This is a genomic window from Saccharothrix obliqua (assembly GCF_019375475.1).
GTDB classification, from domain to species: Bacteria; Actinomycetota; Actinomycetes; order Mycobacteriales; family Pseudonocardiaceae; genus Actinosynnema; species Actinosynnema obliqua.
Window position 1 is genome coordinate 712,002 of record NZ_JAHXGQ010000002.1, and the last position, 21,025, is coordinate 733,026.

At 71.1% G+C, this 21,025-nt stretch carries 16 protein-coding genes, 1 pseudogene and 1 CRISPR repeat array (1 of these 18 running past the window's edge); of the genes and pseudogenes, 9 read left to right on the forward strand and 8 right to left on the reverse strand.

Annotation, left to right across the window (positions count from 1 at the left end; translation table 11 throughout):
- Positions 1-778: a CRISPR direct-repeat array (repeat unit 27 nt; unit sequence GTTCTCCCCGCGCAGCGGGGGTGGGTC) (it extends 89 nt beyond the left edge of the window).
- A 774-nt stretch (positions 779-1,552) separates the two neighbouring features.
- From KZQ38_RS09160 to KZQ38_RS09190, 8 genes and pseudogenes are all read right to left on the reverse strand, one after another.
- Entirely contained in the window at positions 1,553-2,200 is a 648-nt protein-coding gene (locus tag KZQ38_RS09160) for an RNA polymerase sigma factor (RefSeq protein ID WP_219440210.1), read from the reverse strand.
- Complete coding sequence (locus KZQ38_RS09165) at positions 2,197-3,405, reverse strand: tyrosine-type recombinase/integrase (RefSeq protein WP_219440211.1); 1,209 nt, start codon at positions 3,403-3,405, stop codon at positions 2,197-2,199. The genes KZQ38_RS09160 and KZQ38_RS09165 overlap by 4 nt, the downstream gene beginning before the upstream one ends.
- Before the next feature lie 105 nt (positions 3,406-3,510).
- Positions 3,511-3,690, reverse strand: a complete 180-nt coding sequence (locus KZQ38_RS09170) for a helix-turn-helix domain-containing protein (protein ID WP_219440212.1) — start codon at positions 3,688-3,690, stop codon at positions 3,511-3,513.
- 244 nt (positions 3,691-3,934) lie between these two features.
- A complete protein-coding gene (locus tag KZQ38_RS09175; RefSeq protein WP_219440213.1) occupies positions 3,935-4,858 on the reverse strand; it encodes a hypothetical protein in 924 nt (307 codons plus the stop codon).
- Positions 4,855-5,169 carry a hypothetical protein gene (locus tag KZQ38_RS36975; RefSeq protein WP_308258327.1) on the reverse strand — a complete coding sequence of 105 codons (315 nt, stop codon included), beginning with the start codon at positions 5,167-5,169 and terminating at the stop codon, positions 4,855-4,857. The genes KZQ38_RS09175 and KZQ38_RS36975 overlap by 4 nt, the downstream gene beginning before the upstream one ends.
- 450 nt (positions 5,170-5,619) lie before the next feature.
- Positions 5,620-6,060, reverse strand: a pseudogene (locus KZQ38_RS36980) (DNA cytosine methyltransferase); the annotation flags it as partial.
- Positions 6,057-7,127: a TRM11 family SAM-dependent methyltransferase gene (locus KZQ38_RS09185; protein ID WP_219440215.1), complete on the reverse strand. Its 1,071-nt coding sequence runs from the start codon at positions 7,125-7,127 to the stop codon at positions 6,057-6,059. The gene KZQ38_RS09185 and the pseudogene KZQ38_RS36980, both read right to left, overlap by 4 nt.
- The gene (locus tag KZQ38_RS09190) at positions 7,124-7,879 is read right to left on the reverse strand and encodes a hypothetical protein (protein ID WP_308258313.1); all 756 of its coding nucleotides are present in this window, start codon (positions 7,877-7,879) and stop codon (positions 7,124-7,126) included. Before KZQ38_RS09190 ends, KZQ38_RS09185 begins: the two co-directional genes overlap by 4 nt.
- A 773-nt stretch (positions 7,880-8,652) precedes the next feature.
- Here KZQ38_RS09190 and KZQ38_RS09195 point away from each other — a divergent pair.
- The 9 genes from KZQ38_RS09195 to KZQ38_RS09235 all read left to right on the forward strand — a co-directional run bounded on the left by KZQ38_RS09195 (position 8,653) and on the right by KZQ38_RS09235 (position 20,835).
- A complete protein-coding gene (locus KZQ38_RS09195) occupies positions 8,653-9,681 on the forward strand; it encodes a hypothetical protein (protein ID WP_219440217.1) in 1,029 nt (342 codons plus the stop codon).
- A 155-nt stretch (positions 9,682-9,836) separates the two neighbouring features.
- On the forward strand, positions 9,837-10,148 hold the full coding sequence (locus tag KZQ38_RS09200) for a pilin (protein ID WP_219440218.1): 312 nt from the start codon (positions 9,837-9,839) through the stop codon (positions 10,146-10,148).
- 260 nt (positions 10,149-10,408) lie between these two features.
- Complete coding sequence (locus tag KZQ38_RS09205) at positions 10,409-12,310, forward strand: TrbL/VirB6 family protein (RefSeq protein ID WP_308258314.1); 1,902 nt, start codon at positions 10,409-10,411, stop codon at positions 12,308-12,310.
- 32 nt (positions 12,311-12,342) lie between these two features.
- Positions 12,343-13,416, forward strand: a complete 1,074-nt coding sequence (locus KZQ38_RS09210; RefSeq protein ID WP_372452216.1) for a PrgI family protein — start codon at positions 12,343-12,345, stop codon at positions 13,414-13,416.
- Positions 13,416-15,335, forward strand: coding sequence for a VirB4 family type IV secretion system protein (locus KZQ38_RS09215; protein ID WP_219440220.1), 1,920 nt, complete (start codon positions 13,416-13,418; stop codon positions 15,333-15,335). Before KZQ38_RS09210 ends, KZQ38_RS09215 begins: the two co-directional genes overlap by 1 nt.
- Positions 15,336-15,398: 63 nt before the next feature.
- Complete coding sequence (locus tag KZQ38_RS09220; protein ID WP_219440221.1) at positions 15,399-17,975, forward strand: DUF8128 domain-containing protein; 2,577 nt, start codon at positions 15,399-15,401, stop codon at positions 17,973-17,975.
- Positions 17,976-18,052: 77 nt separating this feature from the next.
- Positions 18,053-19,099 (forward strand): replication-relaxation family protein, encoded by a 1,047-nt coding sequence (locus KZQ38_RS09225; protein ID WP_219440222.1) that lies wholly within the window; start codon positions 18,053-18,055, stop codon positions 19,097-19,099.
- A gap of 4 nt (positions 19,100-19,103) precedes the next feature.
- Complete coding sequence (locus tag KZQ38_RS09230; protein ID WP_308258315.1) at positions 19,104-20,081, forward strand: C40 family peptidase; 978 nt, start codon at positions 19,104-19,106, stop codon at positions 20,079-20,081.
- A gap of 115 nt (positions 20,082-20,196) precedes the next feature.
- Positions 20,197-20,835, forward strand: coding sequence for a helix-turn-helix domain-containing protein (locus KZQ38_RS09235; RefSeq protein ID WP_219440223.1), 639 nt, complete (start codon positions 20,197-20,199; stop codon positions 20,833-20,835).
- The last annotated feature ends 190 nt before the right edge of the window (positions 20,836-21,025 follow it).

A 21,025-nucleotide genomic window follows, 5' to 3' on the forward strand; every position in this document is an offset into this window, starting at 1 on the left:
TCGTCGAGCGGCTCGGCGCCGCCGAGGTCGGGTTCTCCCCGCGCAGCGGGGGTGGGTCCATGGCGTCCTACACCTACAGCCTCTCCGCTCCGTTCTCCCCGCGCAGCGGGGGTGGGTCTTGGAGCCGGAACGGCCCCGCGGCGCGCGGTCCGTTCTCCCCGCGCAGCGGGGGTGGGTCGACCTACCCCGACCAGGTCGAGGAGGTCGAAGAGTTCTCCCCGCGCAGCGGGGGTGGGTCCTACGCGATGGCCGCCGACCTGTTCGCGGGGCTGTTCTCCCCGCGCAGCGGGGGTGGGTCCCAGAGGTTCCACGCCGTCCGCTTGGCCGGGTCGTTCTCCCCGCGCAGCGGGGGTGGGTCGTCAGTGGTGGATGCGGAGGCGCGCGGTGCCCCGTTCTCCCCGCGCAGCGGGGGTGGGTCCCCTGGGTGGGTGCGGGAGTAGCCGACGTCGGCGTTCTCCCCGCGCAGCGGGGGTGGGTCCACCAGGCCCGCGGCGTATGCGGACGTGGAACTGTTCTCCCCGCGCAGCGGGGGTGGGTCCTCTGGGTCTTGGACAAGGTTCCCGACCACCGTGTTCTCCCCGCGCAGCGGGGGTCGGTCCCATCCCCGGCTCGGCAAGCCGCTGTCGGACCGGTTCTCCCCGCGCAGCGGGGGTGGGTCCTCGGCTCCGCCTTGGGATAGGGGGTGATGTGGTTCTCCCTGCGCAGCGGGGGTGGGGCGGTCTCGTAGCTGGCGAGGTCGCCGCAGCGGAGGTTCTCCCCGCGCAGCGGGGGTGGGTCTTCTCCGACGCTGTGGCGACCCGCTCCTGCTCGGTTCTCCTCGCAGCGGGGTGGGTCGATCCCCGCGTTCACCTTCCGTGTTCGCGCCGCGTTCTCGCCGCGCAGCGGGGGTGGGTCCCTGGACGCGAGCCTGCACCACCTGGAGATCCAGTTCTCCCCGCACAGCGGGGGTAGGTCCGTGGTCAGCTCATCCGGGGTGATCGGGCCGTCGTTCTCCCCGCGCAGCGGGGGTGCGTCCCTGATGCTGAGCCCCCTGGGTAAAGCGATCATGTTCTCCCCGCGCAGCGGGGGTGGGTCGTCACCAGCGCGGCACGGGGTCCGAGGTGACCAGTTCTCCCCGCGCAGCGGGAGTCGGTCCGTGCTCCTGCCCATCGAACCACGCGAGGTGCTGGCCCCCCGCCCCCCGCGCAGCAGCGCGGTAGATCGCTGCTGCTGCTCTCCGGCGGCGGGGAATCGTCCCCTGCGCAGCGAAGGGTGAGTCCTCCAGACACCCACCGCGGACGTTGCGGATCGGGTTCTTCCCGCGCAGCGCGGGTGGGTTCGTCCGGCGGTTCCCTGAGCCATCCCGCTGAATGCTGTGCGTGCTGGTGATCCGGTCCGGAGGCGAGCGGCGAGAATTCAACTGGTTCGGAGCGGGCCAACGACGTGTAGCTCTGGACCGTCCGCGTCAACTCCGACTCCTTCGCCGAAGCGGTCTTCGCCATGACGGTCGCCATGATCACGGCCGGTCGGGTATCGCGCTGGCCGGTGACATCCGGTTGAAACCGTCACGTCTTCAGGCTTGTCGGACTGCGGGCGGTCTGTCGGTGTCACCGGTCGCGCTGCCCAGTGCGCGTCGTAGTCCCGACCGTGCCCGGTAGGCCAGTGCCGAGATGGCGTTGGGGCTGGCTCCCAGGCGGGGTGCGATGTCGGCGGGGCGCTGGCCCTCGATGTCGATCAGCCACAGAATCGCCCTCCAGCGTGCGGGCAGTTCCGCGAAGCTCTTTGCGAGACGGGCATGTTCGTCGGCGACTGCCTGGGCGTTCTCGGGGCTGGGGGTGTCGTGGTCGATGAGGTGGGCCATGTCGTCGACGAGGACGGTGCGGCGTTCCCGGCGGGTGCGGTCGTAGGCCAGGTGGCGGAGGGTGGTGTGCAGGTAGGCGTGGAAGTTCCTGATCGGATCCCGGCGTGTTCTCGATGTGGCGAGGATCCGGCTGAAGGCTTCGGAGACCAGGTCCTCGGCGTCGGGCCGGGATCGCGAGAGCCGGAGTGCTGTCGCGGTGGCCGCGGAGAGGTGACGGGCGTAGAGCGTGCCGTAGGCGTGGTGGTTACCCGCTTCCACCTGCCTGACGAGTTCGGTGTCCGGTTCGGCGTTGTCGTGGTCGTACCGCATGCGTTTGCCTCTCGCCGCGGCCGGTTGCCGGTCGTGGGTCGTGCGGATCACGCGGCGGGCGGGCTGAGCGGGCGGGGCCCGCAGTGGGGAGTCGATGGTGTGGCGCGGGAGGCGAGGGTGGCCAGGGCGTCGACCCAACGCTGTTGGAGACGCTGGAGGATCGTGACTTCGACTTCGGGCGCGACGTGCTCGTAGATCTCCCGGATCTTATCGGGGAGGAGGTGGCCGAGGCGGCGGGCGCGGCCGACGTCGGGGATGCCGTCGGCGATGAGCCAGGTGTTGTGGCTGTGGCGCAGTCCGTGGAACGTCAGGCCGGGTGCGACGGGGTGAACGGATACGGCGGGGTTGGTGCGGTGGTGGTTGCCGTCGGCGGCGGGGCGCATGGCGCGGCGTCCGAAGTTGGAGCGGCGCAGGAGTTGTCGTTCGGAGGTGACGAAGATGTGCGGGTGGTCGTGGGTGGTGAGGTGGTGACGCCACAGGTCGATCAGGAAGGGTGGGAGGGTGACGGTGCGGGCGGAGGAGTCGGTCTTGGGCGGGCCGAGTTGCAGGGTGCCGCCGACTTCGTGGAGGGCCCCGGTGTCGGGGTCGATGACGAAGCAGCCGTCGTCGAGGTGGATGTTGCCGCGTTGCAGGCCGGTGAGTTCACCCCAGCGGGCTCCGGTCCAGGCCGCGCTGACGATGACGACCGCGGCCCATTCTCCGACGAGGTCGCCGGCCTGGAGAGCGACGAGCAGTGCTTGTTCGGGTGTTGCCCAGACGACGTCGGGTTTGCGCCGGGGTCGTCGCCGGCCACGCCGACGTGGTCGTATGGGAGTGGTGGAGATGATGCCTTCGTCGGCGGCGTCGGCGAGCATCATGGTGATCAGCTTCATGATGGTCTTGACGGTGCTGTCAGCGAGGCCGCCGGCGCGGAGTTCCGCTGCCCAGGTGTGGGCGGCGAGGTTGCTGATGGTGTTGAAGGGCACCGCGCTCCAGCGGGGGCCGATGTGGTTGCGGACCAGGCTTCGGTATTGGGCCAAGGTGGCCGGTGCGACGTCGAGTGAGTCGAACCAAGGCTCGATCCAGGTGCCGAACCGTTGATCAGCCGTGGTGGCTTCACTGGTGGGTGTGCCGCCGTGCCGACGCTCGGTAATGCGCCGGGCTTCGTTCCTGGCGGCTTCCTCGGTGGTGAAACCCGTCTTGGATCCGAGGCTTCCGTCGTCCCGCAGATACCGGACTCGCCAGGAGTTCCTGCCGGACCGTTCGTAGTAGGCCATCCGCGTGTCTCCCTGCTGGCGGTGGTTCGGGTGGCGTGATGGGTTGATGGACGCATCGTCGGGTCGAGGCGATCAAGCCTGGTACGTACCGTTACCCGGATCGGGTTACGGGGTGTGGCGCGTGGGTGTGTGCTTGCTCGCGGCGGCGATGTCGTCGATGTCCTGTCGCGTGAAGCGGAGGTGTTTGCCGAGGAAGCGGCAGGGGACCGCGCGGGCGGCGGCGCGGCGGCGCAACCACGAGGGTCGGACCTGGAGCAGCGCGGCGGCTTGTTCCGGTGTGTACAACACAAGTTCCGGTGCGGCGCCGGGATCGTGTGTTTTCTCGCCGGGGACTCGCTGCTGCGGTGGCGGTTCGGCACGGCTCGTGTCCGGAGTGGAGTCGCCGGGCGGTGGTTCTCCGGGATGGTGAGCGGGCGGTGGGACGCGGCGGGTGTGCGGGCGGCCGGCTATTCGGCGTGACGGGTGCACCATGTTTCTCTTCTCCGGGACGGTATGCGGCGGCGGTGGGCGCCCGGTTCGGTCGTGGCGTTCATGCCGCGCGTTCCGCTGGACGGGTGTCCGTGGTGGCGGCGGGGTGGCCGGAGCGGCATGACCAGGGTGAGCAGCCGTCCGGGTCGTCGTCTTCCTCGCGTGTCGATTCGGCGGTGATGAGCCGCAGGTGTCGTTTGCCTGCCGCGGGTGTGTCGAGGTCGGCTTGGTCAAGGGGGATACAGGACCGGTGCAGGAAGTACTGCCCGTGCAACTGCTGGCCCTGTGTGGTGGCGTGGGGGTAGCCGTGGCGGATGGCGTGGTCGAACTGGACCGCTTCGGCCCAGCCGTGCGGGTCGTTGTCGCGGATCCAGCGCCAGCCGGCGTTGCCGTGGTACGGGCATCCGACGCAGGCTGATTTGACCGTCTTCTCGAAGCCGTGTTCGGCGAGGTACTCGATGCATCGTGCTCGGTCGAAGCCGAGGTCGAGCAGGGGGAAGACGTTGCGCAGGAACCGCACGCCGGAGTCCTTGGCGCGGCCGATCTCGTCGGTGCTGATGCCGATGGCCTGCTCGGCGTACATTCCGCGAGGAATCCGCCGTGGGTGCGGGTAGCCCAGTAGCTCGCGGGCTGCCTTCTTCAGCGGTGTGATCTTGTATTCGCTGGTGCACTGTCGCCGTGCGAGTCCTCGGGAGCCGTCGGGGTTGAGGGTGTGCAGGGGCATCGAGACGAACCGGTGGCGGGGGTCGAGGGCGTCGGCGCGGATGTTTCCCGCGGAGACGCGGCGCACCGGGATTCCCTTGCTCTCGGCGTAGGTCGTGAGGCGTTCGAGGTTGGTGTAGACGGCGCGGGGTTCCCAGCCGGTGTCGGCGAACAGGGCCATGTCGAAGGGCGTGATGTCACCGGCGCAGGCCAGTAGCAGCACGGTGGTGCTCTGCACTCCGGCGCCCAGGGACAGCAGCCGCAGGGTCGGTGGTGAACTCATGCGGCGGTCGCCTCCCGCCTGGTGCGGGAGAGGGCGTCGTGGTGGAGCAGTGCGGCGAGGTCGTCGAGGAGGAGGTCGACGGCGTGGGCCGCTTGTTGGGGGACGACGCCGTTGCCGAGGGCGTGGAGTTGGGCGGTGCGGGGCAGTGGGAGGGCGGTGACCCAGCCTTCGGGCAGGCCCATCATCCATTCGACGATCGCGGGGTTGAGGACCGTCGACTGGCGTTGGCCGGTCGTGGTCGGGTCGGGAGCTGGGCGGTTCAGGCGGTGTTCCCACCGCTGGATGGCGGGTTCGTAGCCGCCGAAATCCACGACGCGGGCACCTCGGTCCAGTCGCGGAACTCGTGGGGCAGGACACCGCGAGCCAACTCCAGCGCCTGCTCCAGGCTCGCCCCGGCCGCGCCGCCTTGTGCGGCCGGGCGGCGTGCCCGACGGGCGCTGGTGCGTTTGGTTCCCGTCCGGGGTGTCGGGAGCAGGCTGTGGGCCGCCGCGGGCAGGGAGGGGTGGCCCTTGCTGTCGTGGTAGTTGGGCGAACCACTCACGCCATCCGAAGCCCGTGGCGTCGGCAGCAGTCGCACCGAGGAACGGGCGAAGGGGAGGATCCGGTGGGACAGCGGTGGCCGGAAACCGGGGCCGGGTCGGCGGCCGGGGGTGCCGGTGTCGCTGGCGCGGGGTGTGGGCAGCAGCGGGTGGTCCGAGTCGGGGCCAGGCCAGGAGGAAGAGGCGTTCGCGGAGGTGCGGGGCTCCGACGTCGGCGGCGCGAACGCTGCGCCAGACAGTGTCGTACCCCGCTTCGGCCAGGTCCGCGAGTACACGGTCGAGTCCGCCGCCGCGCCACCTGAGGGCGGCGACGTTCTCCACGACGACGAGCGGCGGTCGTAGTACGCGAAGGGCTGCCATGATGTCGCGCCAGAGTCCACTGCGGGTGCCTTTCTCGATGCCGGCGCGTCTGCCGGCAGCGGAGATGTCCTGGCAGGGGAACCCGGCGGTCACCACATCGACCGGGCGCACCGCGGTCCAGTCGACGGCGCGAAGGTCGCCGAGGTTGGGCACGCCCGGCATGCGGGCGGCCAGCACGGTGGCGATGTGGGGGTCGTTGTCGGCGCACCAGGCGATGCGTCCCGTGCCCAGCGCGGCGAGCACGCCGAGGTCGAGTCCGCCGTACCCGGTGCACAACGACCCGATCAGGGGCCCGGTGTTCATGCCGCCGACTTCGCTGAGGCGGACCCGCGCGCGGCATCCGGTTGCGAGGCGGGATGGCGCCGTGCTGCTGCCTGCACGGCGGCGGAGTGCGGCGGCGTGCGGAGGACGAGGACGTCTTCGTGGGCGATCAGATGCAGGGGCAGTCCCGACTCGCGCTGCTTGCGGATGAAGTCGCGTTGGAAGAAGCTGCCGCGCGCCACCAGGTCGGTGTCGGCGGCGCGGGCCAGTAGCGCGACGTCGCGTTCGACGGCCACCAATCCGGCCGCGTGGCCGCAGGCGAGGACCTGTGAGGGCAGGTCGATCAGTTCGGCGTGTTCGCGCCACGGGCGGGCGGTGATGACGACGTGTCCGCCCGGCCGTAGGAAGGTGCGCAGGGCGGCGAGGACGCGGGTGAACCCGGCCAGCAGTCGGTGGTGGCCGATGTTGGCGAGGTTGCCGCGGTCCAAGGTGCTGCCGTAGAGGTGGTGGTACTTCTGCACCCCCGCCGGGGTGGCGGACACCTGGCCGTGGGTCGACGGTCCGTAGGGCGGTGAGGTGACCACCAGCGCCACCTGGCCCACGTACTCGGCCGGCAGCAGGGTCACGAGTTGGCGGGCGTCGCCGCGAATGACCCGCGCGTCGTGGTCGACGCCCCGCTCGCGTGCCAACGCGAGGTTGGCGGTCGCGATGTCGGCCCAGTGCGGTTCGTACTCCACGCCGACGGCGCGTCGACCGAGCCGGACTGCTTCGACGAGCGTGGTGCCGATGCCGCACATCGGGTCGAGCACCAGCTCGCCCGGCTCGGTGTAGTGGGCGACGGCGTGGCGGACGACCTCGGGCAGCATCTTGGCCGGGTGCGCGGTCGACTCCGGGACGTAGAAGTCCTTGCGCTGGGCGGCCGGTGACGTCTGCGCGGTGGTCCACACCGAGAGCGCGGGCGGGATCTCGGGCACGGCGACAAGCGCGGGTGGAGTGCGCCGGGTCGGCTGGTCGCCGGCGGAGGGCGAAGCGGCGTGGTCGGGTGTCGCCGCGGTGTTCTTCCGGGGGCACGGGATGGGCTGGATGAAGACGGCCTCGCACGCGGTCATCGGAGGTCTCCGCTCCGAAGGCGACTGTCCTGGTGCGGTGAGGGTGGTGGCTGGTGGTCGTGTGGCTGGGCGAAGACCAGGACGTCGGAATGGATCCGCCGGTGTGGTTCCGGGGCTCGGCGATGCTCCGACGCGATGCGGCGCGCGCGGGTCCGCGGGTCCTTGCTGTCCGCACTGTGCGGGTGGCCCGGATGGGCACCGGGCAGCTCAAAGCGTCCGTCGTGGACAGGTGTGTGGACGGCGACGATGTGCTGGAGGTAGAGCAGGTCGGCGTTCTGTCCGGCGGTCACCGCGGCGCCGGTGAGGTCGAGCAGTTCGCCGCTCGTCCAGTCGCAGCGCGTGAGCACGACGAGGATTCCGCCGAGGCGCAGCAGGCGTGCAGCGAACAGGGCGACGAGGTCCGCGGCACCGATGCCACAGGGCAGCGACGGGCGCCAACTGGTGACGACCAGGTCGGCGGTGCCGGGGTGTGTTGTGCCACGGTGGCGCGTTGCCGTTCGCGGGGCGACCGGAGCCGTCGGGATGGTAGTGGGGAGCGGCCCGGTGTTTGCGCGGGCCGGAGTCGAGGCCGAGTTGGACGGCGGGCTCTCGACCGGGACGCGCGCGACACGCGCCGTTCGGTCGAGGCGTTCGACCGCGCGCGCCGCGTCGACCAACTCGGTCGCCGACGCGGGGTCGGCGGTCGAGGTCGGCCAGTCCACCAGGACGACTCGCGCGGCAGGCGCACTGAACGACACGACGACCTTCTCCACGAGCGCGGTGGGCCATGTGGCGTCGAGGTCGATGGGGTGCGTTCCGGCGGTCCAGACGGTGGCCGGGGTGGGTGTCGAGGTCGAGTCGCGCGACCGCCGACGGGTGGTGCTGTCGGCGGGCTTGCCGGGGCTGAGGCGAGTGGTGAACGGGGCGGTCGGCCAGGGGCGTCGGTCCCCACTCCGTCGTCCGCCGGGGCGGGTCGAGGTGGAGTGGGTGGTGTCGGACCGGCGTCGGGGTGCGCGGTGGTCGGGTTGCGTCACGGGTGTCCCCTTCGCGAGGGCGGTGCGCCTTGGTGGTGCGAGGCGCTGACGACATCCCTGAACTCCGCGATACCGGCCATGAGGGGACACTCGGTCGGCGAATATCTCGAAAAAGGTCGCCGCGCGGTTCGGCCGACGGGAGTCGTCGCCGATGTGACCCGGTGCTATAGGAGAAAACGGTTCCAGGCGGAGCGGGTTGCCGTTTCGGCGGCTCGCCGACTTCGTCTGCCTGAGCGCGGCGGTCGGGCGGGACCATCGGCCGCGCGCCCGCGACCACACTGGTACCGGTCGAGTACCACCCCCGGTACCAGCAGGTGAACCGCCATTACCGCCCACCCTGGGCGACCTTGACGCACGGCCGCCGGTGATCGCGTCGGAAGCCCGGAGCGTGCCGGTACGTCGTCGGTGCCTTGGCCGTACCAATCCGGTGCCGGTTCGGTAGGCGGTTGGTGACACCCACTGTGGCGTCCTGAGCGGGTCGTTGTTTCCGACTTGCTTCGGGAGCCATTCCCATGGGTTCGCATGACGCTATTTCGCGCTCGGGTTTCGAGCACTCCATGCCGTTGGACGCCGCCCGCTCGGCGTTCGAGTGGCTGATCACCGGTCCGCACCCGGTGGCCGTCGACGGCCGACTGCTCCCCGACTTCCCGGCACGGCGGGTGCCGCTGAACGAGGTGCGCGACCGACTGCTGCGCCGCCAGTGCCCGCAGTCGACGCGCGACGCGGTGTGGGCGCACCTGGTCCTCCTCGCCCGCACCGAGGGCGCTGTGTGGACAGTCGGCGCGGTCGGTGTCGCACTGCCGGCGTTGACCTCCGTCGCCGCCAGGCTCTCGGCCAGGTTCGCCGGTGATCCCAGTGACGTCCACGCCGCTGTCCTGAGCGGTTTCGTCGCCGCACTCGGCGAGGTCGACCTGCGTCGGCCGCGCATCATGCTGCGGCTGCGGTGGGCCGCCTACCGCGGCGGTCACGCGGCGGTCCGCGAAGCGCTCACCGCCCCGGTGCCCGTCGGGCACGGACTCCGCTCGACCTTGCCGCAGCCGCCGTGGGGTCATCCGGACTTCGTCCTGGCACGCGCCGTCGCCGAGGGCGCGATCACCGCCGCCGAGGCAGAACTCATCGGCTCGACCCGCCTGGAAGGTGTGCCGCTGGCGGACGCCGCCACCACGCGTGGCGTGTCCTACCAGGCCGCGAAGAAGGCGCGCCGGCGTGCCGAGCACCGCCTCGTCGCCTACCTGCTCGACGACACTCACGCCGCGGCCGATCCCGGTGCGTACGAGGGCGATCCGGTGAACCGGGTCGCCGATGCGCTGGCCATGACCGCAGCCGCCGAACACGTGGTCGCCACCGCCGAGCCGACGCGCTCGGTCACCGCCACTCGGGCACGCGCGGCGCGGAAATCCGGCGACCGCATGTCCCCGCAGGGCCGATCTCGCGGAGTTCAGGGATGCGGGAGTCCCGTCACTCCCGCGCACACCACCTCCTCGCCCGCGCCGCCGCAGCCGGCGCCGGGCTCGACACCGGGAGTGCCGCGATGCGCCTGACCGTTCGTCCTCGCACCAGCCGTGGGCTCCTCGGCCTCCGGATCGTCCGTGGTCTCCCACCGGGCGGCCGTGATACCGCCTTCCGCGTCCGCCCAGCGGTCCGGCGTGGGACCGGGATACCTCCGACCTGTGGCGGTCGCGGAGCTGTGGCGGCGATGCTCACCGGGCTGGTCGTGCTGGTCCTGCTCATGTCCGGTGCGACCGCCCACGCGGACCCGGTCGTGCTCGCGGTCGCGGGCAGCGTCGAGGAAGTCCTGACCAACATTCGCAACTGGCTGATGGGCATCCTCGCCGGACTGGCGACGGTCTTCCTCACCATCGGCGGCGTTCGCCGGGTGTTCGGCGGTGGCGACCCCGGTGAGCAGGAGAAGGCCAAGGAGGCGTTCAAGGCCGCCGGGATCGGCTACGGCCTGGCCGCGCTCGCCCCACTGGTCGTCACCGTCCTCAAAGGCATCGTGGGGGCCTGATGTGTCCGTCGAGCAGGTCCACCACGCGGCGCGCGCGGGTCGACCTGACCATCACCCCGCCTCATCACGGAACGTCGGACACAGTCGGCCCGGAGGGCAGCCGCCACAGCCACGCGCCTTCGACCGCGAACCCCTGGTGGGCCGTACGGGCGGTGCGTCTTCCCCGCCGGGTGCTGGTGGCCTTGGCGAGCCTGGTCGTCCTGCTGGGCGGTTCCCTTGCCGCGGTGTCCACGCCCGACTCGGTCGCGACGGCCGCCGCCGTGCCACTGCTGCCGAGCCCGGCGGTTGACCCGATTCCCTGCGGTTCTCTACCGCAGCCGACCTGCCCTCTGCCCACGACGTCCACCGGGCTGCCGCTGCCTGTCCTCACCGGGCCTCCGACCACGCCGCCGTGCACTGGCGAGGGTTGCATCCCGCGGCCCGGCACCACCGCCGCGCCGTCGACCAGCCCCGGTGCCGGGCAGCCCGGACAGTGGAAGGAGACCGACTGCGGTATCACCGACATCGGCGCCTGCGTCAACGCAGGCATCATCGCGTTCTTCCGGGGCATCGTCACCGACGCGCTGAACCCGTTGTTGGACCTGTTGTCCAGGACGCTGTTGACCACGCCGACGCCGGACTCGCTGCCGCGGGTGGGCGAACTGTGGGACAACTCCTGGCAGATCCTGCTGGTCTCCTACGGCCTGCTCGTGCTCATCGCCGGGACCATCGTGATGGGTTACCAGACCGTCCAGGCCCGTCACTCCATCAAGGAACTCACACCGCGCTTGGTGGTCGGGTTCCTGGCCGGTGCCCTGAGCCTGTGGGTGGCTACCAAGGGCATCCAGATCGCCAACGCGCTCGTCGCGGCGATCATGGGCGGCGGGGTCGACGCGAACGCCGCGGGCGAGACGCTGCGCAACCTCGTGCTGGGCAGTCTCAACGGCGGCATCTGGATCATCCTCATCGGCATCGTTCTCGTCGGGATGCTCGTCGCGCTGCTCATCACCTACGTCGTGCGAGTCGCGCTGACCATCATCCTCATCGCCGGGGCGCCGCTGGCGCTGATGTTCCACGCCCTGCCGCAGACCGAGGGCATCGCCTACTGGTGGTGGAAAGCCTACGGCGGGTGTCTCGCGGTCCAACTCGGCCAGAGCCTGACGTTGATCACAGCGATGAAGGTGTTCCTCGCCCCCGGCGGGTTCACCGTCTTCGGCCCGACCGTGTCCGGTCTGGTCAACCTCCTGGTCGCGCTCGCGCTGACGTACATCCTGTTCAAAGTCCCGTTCTGGGTGTTGTCGTCGGTGCGCGGCGGTGGCGGCAGGCGCGGCCTGATCGGGTCGGTGGTCAAAGGCTTCCTCGCCTACAAGACCTTCGGTCTACTCGGCGGTCGCGGCGGCGCGCGCCCGAAGCCGCTCCCGTTGGGCGGCGGTCGGGACGGCGGTGGCGGTAGCGGTCCGTCGATGTCGTACTCCAGCACGCGCGCCACGGCGAACGAGCAGTATGTCCTGCCGCTTCCCGGTGTGCGCCGGGCCCGCCCGACAGGCGGGCCCACACCGAAGGCGAAGCCCGGTACGGCCTCGCGACAACCCAGGCCGCGGGGCCGCCAGCTGGCACTGCCGCTGGGTGGGGACTGGCCGGAGAACAAGCCGGTGCTCGGCCGCGACGGGCAGTACCGGCTCCCCCTCGATGTCCGACGCACGACACCACCGTCAACCGCATCCACCGGGACGGACACCGGCGGTCGTCGCACCCGCACTGCTGGCGGCAAGCAGTTTGAGTTGCCGTTCGACCCCTACCAGGGCAACCGACCCAACCGGTCCGGGCAGTACCCGCTGCCCCTGGACGGCGTACGCCGGGTGCCGCGTCCGGCCGGTCCACCGCCCCCACTACGTTCGCGACCGAATGGACGCCTGGGAGTGCAACCGGAGTTGCCCTCCGACCCGTACACGGGCAACCGGGCGACCCGCGACGGCCAGTACCCGCTGCCGCTGGACGGCGTGCGCCGGACTCCCACGCCCACTTCCGTTCCGCCAGCGCCCGCCTCATCTCGCCCCATCCCGCGCGCGGGACGGCAGTTGCGGTTGCCGCTGGACCTGCCCACACCCACCAAGCCACCGCGCTCCAGCCCACCATCGCCGCCGGGGCGGCCGGGTCGCAAGCCAGGGGGTAAGACGTCGTGACCGCTCCCGTTCGTATCCCGGCTGATGTCGACATGCACGACCGTGTGCTCGGGCCACTGACCGCACGGCAACTCGCCATCCTCGCCGCCACCGGGGCGGTGCTTTACCTGATCTGGGCGGCCACCCGTGCCGTCGTCCCGATCCCGGTGTTCCTGGCCTTCGCCGTCCCGGTCGGCGCGGCTGCGGCGATGCTCGCCCTGGGCAGACGCGACGGCGTGCCACTGGACATGCTGTTCGTCGCCGCGATCCGCCAGCGGATCTCGCCCCGTCACCGGGTCGCCGCGCCCGAGGGCGTGCGTCCCGCGCCCGCGTGGCTCACCCCAGGCACCGACCGGGCCGGGAACCGGCGCAATGGCCGGGTCGGGCAACCGGAACAGGTGTCGCCCGCGGCGTTGCGGCTTCCGGCCGAGGCGGTCACCGAGACCGGCGTGGTCGACCTCGGTGCCGACGGTTTGGCGGTGGTCGCGGTCGCCTCGACGGTGAACTTCGCGCTGCGGACCCCGAACGAACAGGAAGCCCTGGTAGCAGGCTTCGGCCGTTACCTGCACTCGCTGACCGCGCCGGTGCAGGTTCTCGTGCGCACCGAACGCCTCGACCTCTCCCCCCGGATCGCCGAGCTGCGCGACCGCGCGGGTGGGCTGCCACACCCCGCGTTGGAGGCCGCCGCGGTCGAGCACGCCGACTACCTGGTCCAGCTCGGGCAGCAGTCCGACCTGCTGCGTCGTCAGGTGCTGCTCGTGCTGCGCGAGCCGTTCGACGTCGCGACCCTGACCGACGGCTTGGGCGGACCCGGCCCGCTGGCGGTGCTCACGTCGATGGCAGCGCGCCGTAAGCAGGCGGGCGGACGGGTCGACGCCGGGGCCCGCCGGGCAGCGGAGTCACGGCTGGTGCGCCGTCTCGGTGAGGCGATCGACTTGCTGTCCCCGGCCGGGATCGTGGTCACCCCGCTCGACGCGGGGCAGGCCACGGCGGTGCTGGCCTCGGCATGCAACCCCGACAGCCTGCTGCCGCCGTCAGCGGGGCTGGCCGCCGCGGACGAGGTCATCACCACCTTCGGCGCCGACCTCACCCCGGATGACTATGAGGACGGCAGGGGACAGTCCTGATGGCCGCTCGCGCCCGCACCACCCGCGGCAACCGCCCGGCCGCTCCGACGGCAGCCGCCGCGTTCACTCCCGACGCGTTGTCGGTGGCCGCGCGGCATCTGGAGGTCGGCGGCGAGTGGGTCGCCAGCTTCGCCGTCGTCGGGTTTCCCCGTGAGGTGCATCCCGGCTGGCTTACGCCGCTGCTGACCTACCCCGGCCGGCTGGACGTGTCGGTGCACATCGAGCCGATCGACCCGGCCACCGCCGCCTCGCGGTTGCAGAAGCAGCTCGCGAAATTGGAGGCGGGGCGACGGCACACCGCCGAACACGGCCGTCTGTTCGACCCCCGAGTCGAGGCCGCGACCGAGGACGCCTACGACCTGTCCTCCCGCGTCGCCCGCGGGGAGGGAAAGCTGTTCCGGGTCGGCCTGTACCTGACCATCCACGCCGCCTCGGAGAAGACGCTGGCCGACGAGGTGGCCGCGCTGCGGTCGCTGTGCGCGAGCCTGCTGCTCGACGCCAAGCACACCACCTACCGGTCCCTTCAGGGTTGGGTGTCGACGCTGCCGATGGGCCTGGACCTCATCGGGATGCGCAGAACGTTCGACACCTCGGCGTTGGCGGCGGCGTTCCCGTTCACCAGCCCCGACCTGCCCGCCCCCGACCCGACCAGCGTGGCCGCGCCCTCGGGTGTCCTCTACGGCTACAACATGGGCTCGCAGGGGCTGGTGCACTGGGACCGGTTCGGCGACGGGATGCACAACCACAACTCGGTCGTCCTCGGCCGCTCCGGGGCGGGCAAGTCATACCTGGTGAAGCTGGAGCTGCTGCGCAACCTGTACCGGGGCGTCGAGATCGCCGTCGTCGACCCCGAGGACGAGTACGCCCGCCTGGCCGCCGCGGTCGGCGGCACCTATCTTCACCTCGGCGCGCCAGGTGTCCGGGTCAACCCGTTCGACCTGCCCGTCCACACCCGCCCGGACGGCCACCGCACCGCGCCCAAGGACGCGCTGGTGCGCCGGTCGCTGTTCCTGCACACCCTGCTCGACGTCCTGCTCGGCGGCGAGCCGGAGGCGGCGGAGCGGGCGGCGTTGGACCGGGCGATCGCCGCGACCTACCAGAGCGTGGGGATCACCGCCGACGCCCGGACCTGGACCCGCCCGTCGCCGACGCTACGGGACTTGCGCGACCGCCTCGGCGGCGCCGGGCAGGCGGGCGACCGGGCCGCGGGCGAGCTGGCGGCGAAGCTGCACCCGTTCGTCGAGGGCGCGTTCAAGCAACTGTTCGACGGGCCCAGCAGCGTCAACCCCGAAGGCCATCTCGTCGTGTTCAGCCTGCGCGACCTGCCCGACGAACTCAAAGGCATCGGGACCCTGCTGACTCTGGACGCGGTGTGGCGGCGGGTGTCCAACCCGGCCATCCGCCGCCCACGGCTGGTCGTGGTGGACGAGGCGTGGCTGCTGATGAAGGAGCCCTCCGGCGCCGAGTTCCTGCTCCGCATGGCCAAAGCCGGCCGCAAGCACTGGGCCGGGCTGACCGTGGCGACCCAGGACACCGCCGACGTCCTCGGCAGCGACCTGGGCAAGGCTGTCGTGGCCAACGCGGCGACCCAGATCCTGCTGCGGCAGGCGTCGCAGGCCATCGACGAGATCACCCGAACGTTCGATCTCTCCGGCGGTGAACGCGCGTTCCTGCTCTCGGCCGACCGTGGCCAGGGCTTGCTGGCGGCCGGGACACAGAGGGTGGCGTTCCAGAGCATCGCCTCACCGACCGAGCACTACCTGGTCACCAGCGACCCGGCCGAACTCGCCGCCTACGCCGACACCACCGAACCGGTCGACCACGCCGACACCGCATTCGTCGACTTGGGCTTCGACGAAGACAGCTCCCAGACCGACGACGAATCCGACCCCGATGAGATCCACCTCGACACTGCCTGAACCGTGGCGCTTCTCCTCGCCGCCCGCGCTCCGATCGCGCCTCGCCCATGAAGGGACTCGATCATGCTGTCTCGGATACCGGCTGTTCCTGATCGCCCAGCCGGTCCGCTCTCCCCCACCAACACCCCGCTCGCCGAGTCGTCCGCCGCGGTGGCCGAGTGGCTGGAGGACTACCTGCGTGACCCCGGTGGCGCTCTGCTGACGCTGCTCGCCCGGCTGCGTGCCCTCGCGTCGGACTGGGGCCCGATCGCGGTCCCGGTTCTCGCCGTGCTCGTCACCGCGATCGTGATCGCTCGGCGGTGGTGGGCACGGCGCTGCCACGAACTGCTGCTGGCCGACGCCCGGCAGGTCACCGTGCTCGCCCCTCCCACCGTGGACCCCGCGGGAGGGGACGCGCTGTGGTCGAACCTCGTTGGCCTGCTGCGCCCCGGGTGGCGGCGGGCGTTGACCGGTCAACCCCACGTGGCGTGCGAGTACGTGTTCTCCGAAGCCGGGGTCGCAATCCGGTGGTGGATACCCGGACTCATCCCGCCCGGACTGGTCGAACGCGCCATCGAGGCCGCATGGCCCGGCGCGCACACCCGTGTCGGCCCGGCCGGACCGCCTCTGCCCACACCGGGCGAGGGGCAACGGCGGCTGGTGGTCGGCGGCGAACTGCGACTGGCCCGCCCCGAGGCGTTGCCCCTGCGCAGCGACTTCGACGCCGACCCCCTGCGTGCCCTGATCGGCGCGCCGGTCGGGCTCGCGCGCGACGATTACGCCTGCGTGCAGGTGCTGGCCCGCCCGGTCACCGGCCGCCGCGTCCAGCAAGCCCGCCGCGCCGCCCGACGGGTCCACATCGGCGGCTCGACCCGGCTGGTCGGCCGACTGCTCGACGCGCTTACCCCCTGCACCGGCAGCCATCTACGACGTGCGGGTGTCGCGAGGTCGAGGGCGTCCTCTCGCAGCGACCCGCAGACCTCACTGGAATATTCCGCGCAGAACCGCGCGATCGTCGGAAAGCAACGCGGCAGTCAGTTCGAGACGGTCGTCCGCTACGCCGTGGCGACCCTGCTGCCCGCCGACGCCGATGATGGCGAGGTCCGCCAGGCGCGGGAGGTCGCCCGCGGACGTGCCCACGCCCTGGCGGCCTCGTTCGCCTCCTACACCGAGCACAACCACTACACCCGACACCGCCTCCGCCACCCCGGCGCCGTGGTGGGCTCACGACGGCTCGGACGTGGCGACCTGCTGTCGGTTCCCGAACTGGCGGCGATCGCGCACCTGCCCACCGACGAGGCCATCCCCGGCGTCCAACGCGCCGGAGCCCGCGCCATCGCACCGCCGCCGGGCATCGCCACACCAGGGCCGGACGCCAAGCCGATCGGGGTCGCCGACACCGGCCACCAGCGGCCCGTCGCGCTACGTGTCCCGGACGCCCGTCACCACCTGCACGTCCTCGGCGCGACCGGCTCCGGCAAGAGCACGCTGCTCGGGAACATGGTCCTGTCCGACGCCGAGGCCGGCCGCGGGATCGTGCTGATCGACCCCAAGGGTGACCTCGTCACCGATGTCCTCTCCCGCCTGCCGAAGTCGGCCGCCGACCGCGTCGTGCTCTTCGACGCCGACAGCAAGTCCCGACCGCCGTGCCTGAATCCTCTCGACGGCGGGGAGACCGACCTGGTGGTGGACAACCTCGTGTCGGTGTTCCGCAGGGTGTACTCAGCGTTCTGGGGACCACGCACCGACGACGTCATGCGCGCCGCCTGCCTCACCCTGCGCGGCCAGGACGGTGTCGCCACGTTGGCCGACCTGCCCAAGCTCCTCGGGGACGCGTCGTTCCGCAGCCGCGTCACCGCCGCCGTCACCGACCCGGTGCTACGAGGTTTTTGGTCCTGGTACGAGGATCTCACCGACTCGTCCCGCTCGCAGGTCATCAGTCCGCTGATGAACAAACTCCGCGCATTCCTGCTCAGGCCGTTCGTCCGCGACGCGATCGCGGGCGGCCACTCCACAGTGGACATGGGGCGGGTGCTCGACGGCGGTATCTGCCTGGTGCGCATCCCCAAGGGCACGTTGGGCGAGGAGACCACGCGGCTGGTCGGGTCGCTGGTGGTCGCCCGTACGTGGCAGGCCACCACCGGTCGGGCCCGTATCCCGCAACGGCAACGCCGGGACGCCTCGATGGTGATCGACGAGTGTCACAACTTCTTGAATCTGCCCTATCCGATCGAGGACATGCTCGCCGAGGCTCGCGGCTTCCGGGTCGCGATGACCCTGGCCAACCAGCACCTCGGCCAACTCCCCCGCGAACTGCGGGAGGGCATGTCGACCAACGCCCGCTCGAAGATCTTCTTCAACGCCGGCCCCGAAGACGCGCGCGAACTGTCCCGCCACACCGCGCCGCAACTGTCCGACCACGACCTCACTCACCTCGGCGCCTACCACGCCGCAGTTCGCCTCGTGCTCAACGGTGGGAACGCCGCGCCGTTCACCATGCGTACCCGGCCCCTCCCGCCCGCAGTGCCCGGCCGCGCCCGGCAGATCCGCGCCATGGCGCGCCGGGCGGCTCGAACCCAGGCCAGCGAGCCCACCGCGACACCCCGCTGGACGGAGCCCGTCGCGCGTCCGCGCAGCACCGATCCACGCCGCAACAGCTGACGTCCACTACAGCCACACCTCGGCACGAACCGCCGCGGCGGAGACGTCCCCACGTTACCCGTCAGGAGGCCCTCTCCATGATCACCGATCCCACCCGCCAGCGTGCTCTGCGCGGCCACACGCCTGCGCGGCCCACACCGCGTGCGGCGAGTTCCGCCGACCACCTGGCCATGTTGGCGCGGCGGTTGACACCACGCGACAGGTGGATCTGCCGCATGCTCTGGGAGCACCGGGTCCTCACCTCCCACCAGATCACCGCGCTCGCCTTCCCGTCGTTCCGGTCCGGACGCCAACGCTTGCGGGAGTTGCACGGCTGGGGCGTCGTCGACCGGTTCCGCCCACTCGTCGCCACCGGCACCGCGCCCATGCACTACGTCCTGGCTCCCGCGGGCGCGACTGTGCTCGCCGCCGAGAACGGCGTGGACGTCAAAGACTTCGGCTACCGTCACGAACGGGCTTTCGGCATCGCCCACAGCCTGCGCCTGGCCCACACCGTCGGCGTCAACGAGTGGTTCACCGCCCTGGTCGACCGGGCACGCCACCCCCTGCCCGGAGAAGATGTCGCGTTGACGGCGTGGTGGTCGGAGACCCGCTGCGCCCGGCACTTCGGCGACATGGTCAAACCCGACGGCTACGGCCGCTGGCGCGCCGACGACCGGCAGGTCGAGTGGTTCCTGGAGTACGACCTGGGCACCGAGTCACTGCCGAAGGTCGCGGGGAAGATCACAGGCTACGCGGCCCTGGCCCAGGCCACCGGCATCACCACTCCGCTGCTGGTGTGGCTGCTGACGGCACAACGGGAAGCCAACGCCCGCAAGCTGATCCACCGCGTCTGGCTGGACTTGGACACTCCCGGCCAAGTGCCGATCGCCACCGCCGCGGCCGACCTCCTCGACCCCCAGGCCATCCGGCCCAGCCCGGCCGACGAGGTCTGGCTTCCACTCAACACAGCCGGTAGCACGCGGAGGTCCCTGTCCGGACTTTGCGATGCCTGGCCGCACGTCCGGCCACCGACCGCCACCGACAGCGACGTCGCGCCCCTATCGGCTCTGACACTTCCTCCTCCGCCGATGCCACCTCCACCGGCGTCATCCGGCCCGGAACAAGCACAGCGGAGCCGGTGACCCCGTGCTCGCCAGGATCGCCATCGGAGCCGGCGCGGTTCTGCTGCTGGTCCCCGTCCTCCTCGGCCACGGTGCGAAGACCGCGGTCGACGCCCTGTTCGGCCGCCCGACCGCCACCCTCGACTGCGCCCAGCCGGTCGCCGACATCCCCACCCGGTACTGCCTGCTCTACGTCACCGCGGCACCGAATTGCCCCGGACTGGACTGGACCGTTCTCGCGGCCATCGGCGAGATCGAAACGGATCACGGCCGGCTGACGGCACCTGGTATCACCGACGGCGAGAACTCCGCCGGGGCGGGCGGTCCGATGCAGTTCCTCGCCCCGACCTTCGACGGCATCATCGCCGCACACCGCATCCCGCCTGGCGGCGCCACCCCGCCGTCGCGGTACAACCCGCACGATGCCGTCCACGCCGCGGCCTTCCTCTTGTGCGACCAAGGAGTCCGCCGGGGTGACCTTCCTGCGGCGCTGTTCGCCTACAACCCCGCCGACTGGTACGTGGCCATGGTCCTCGAACAAGCCGCCGAGTACGCCAAGGCCGCCAACACTGCCGGAACCGGCGACTGCGACAACGTCCGCGCACCCGACACCGTCACCCTCACGGCGATCAACTACGCCTGCGGACAACGCGGACTGCCCTACGTGTGGGGCGGCAACGGGCCCGACGCCGGACACGCCGGCTTCGACTGCTCGGGACTGACTCACGCCGCCTACGCCGCCGCCGGGGTGACGCTGCCACGCACCGCCCAGACACAGTTCGACACCGGTCCCCGTGTCCCGGCCGGACAACCGCTTCTGCCAGGAGACCTCGTCTTCTACGGCACATCGGACAACATTCACCACGTCGGCCTCTACCTCGGCGGCGGACTCATGATCGACGCACCCGACTTCGGCCAGAAAGTCAAGATCGAGCCCTACCGGTACGACGGCGACGACTACGCCGGAGCGACTCGCCCCGCGGTACTCGTCACACGCGAATGAGCATCGCCTCAGCGCGCGGCGAGGAACCGATGAAGCGCCCGATCCCGTGTGGCAACAGCCGCTTGACTTCGCCGGAGAAGGAAGCGTCCATAGGCGTGTGGCCCACCCCACCCGGATGCGCACCGGGGGCCACACGCTCCGGCCGGGGCATGACCAACACAAACCCGTCGCACTATGCGAGGTAGTCATGTCCACCACCAGTACCGACCCGGCGAAGCCACGCACCGAAGCCGAGGAGAAGCTCTGGCAAGCGCTGCTGGACAACGCAGGCGGCACCGCCGCCACGCTGTCGGCCACCGCCGGCATCGGCAGGTCCACCGCCTCGAAGATCCTCTCCCGTTGGGCAGAGGAAGGCATCGTCATGCGAACGTCCGGCATAGCCGACGGCGGAACCTACTCCGCCGACCGCTGGTCCGTCACGACCGACGGCCGGCACACGAACGACGGCCAGCCGATCGACGACCAACCCGTTGAGGCACAACCATTTCCCGCCACCGAGAACGAAGTGGAACCGGCAGGTGCGCGATTGCCACCGGGCGCGTTGCGCGGGATGGTGGAGGACCACCTTCGGGAGAACCCCGGCCAGGAGTTCAGCCCGAACGCGATCGGCACGGCGTTGGGCCGATCCTCGGGTGCGGTGCACAACGCGCTGGAGAAGCTGGTCACGAGTGGCTACGCCCAGCGCACGAACGACAAACCGAAGAAATACTCCCTCGCGCCCGCCACCGGCACGAAGACCGGGACGGGACAGTAGCCGACGCGGGCGGGCGGCACGATGCCAGCAGCCTGTCGATGACCGCGCCACCGGCCGACCGTCAAGTCGACCGGTGGCGCGGAACCGGACCGCACGTCCAACTCCGTAGTGGCACATGCACATACCAGGAGAGATGGATGACCGCACACCCCGTCCGCAACCGAGATCGTCGTACGCGGCTTCACCTACA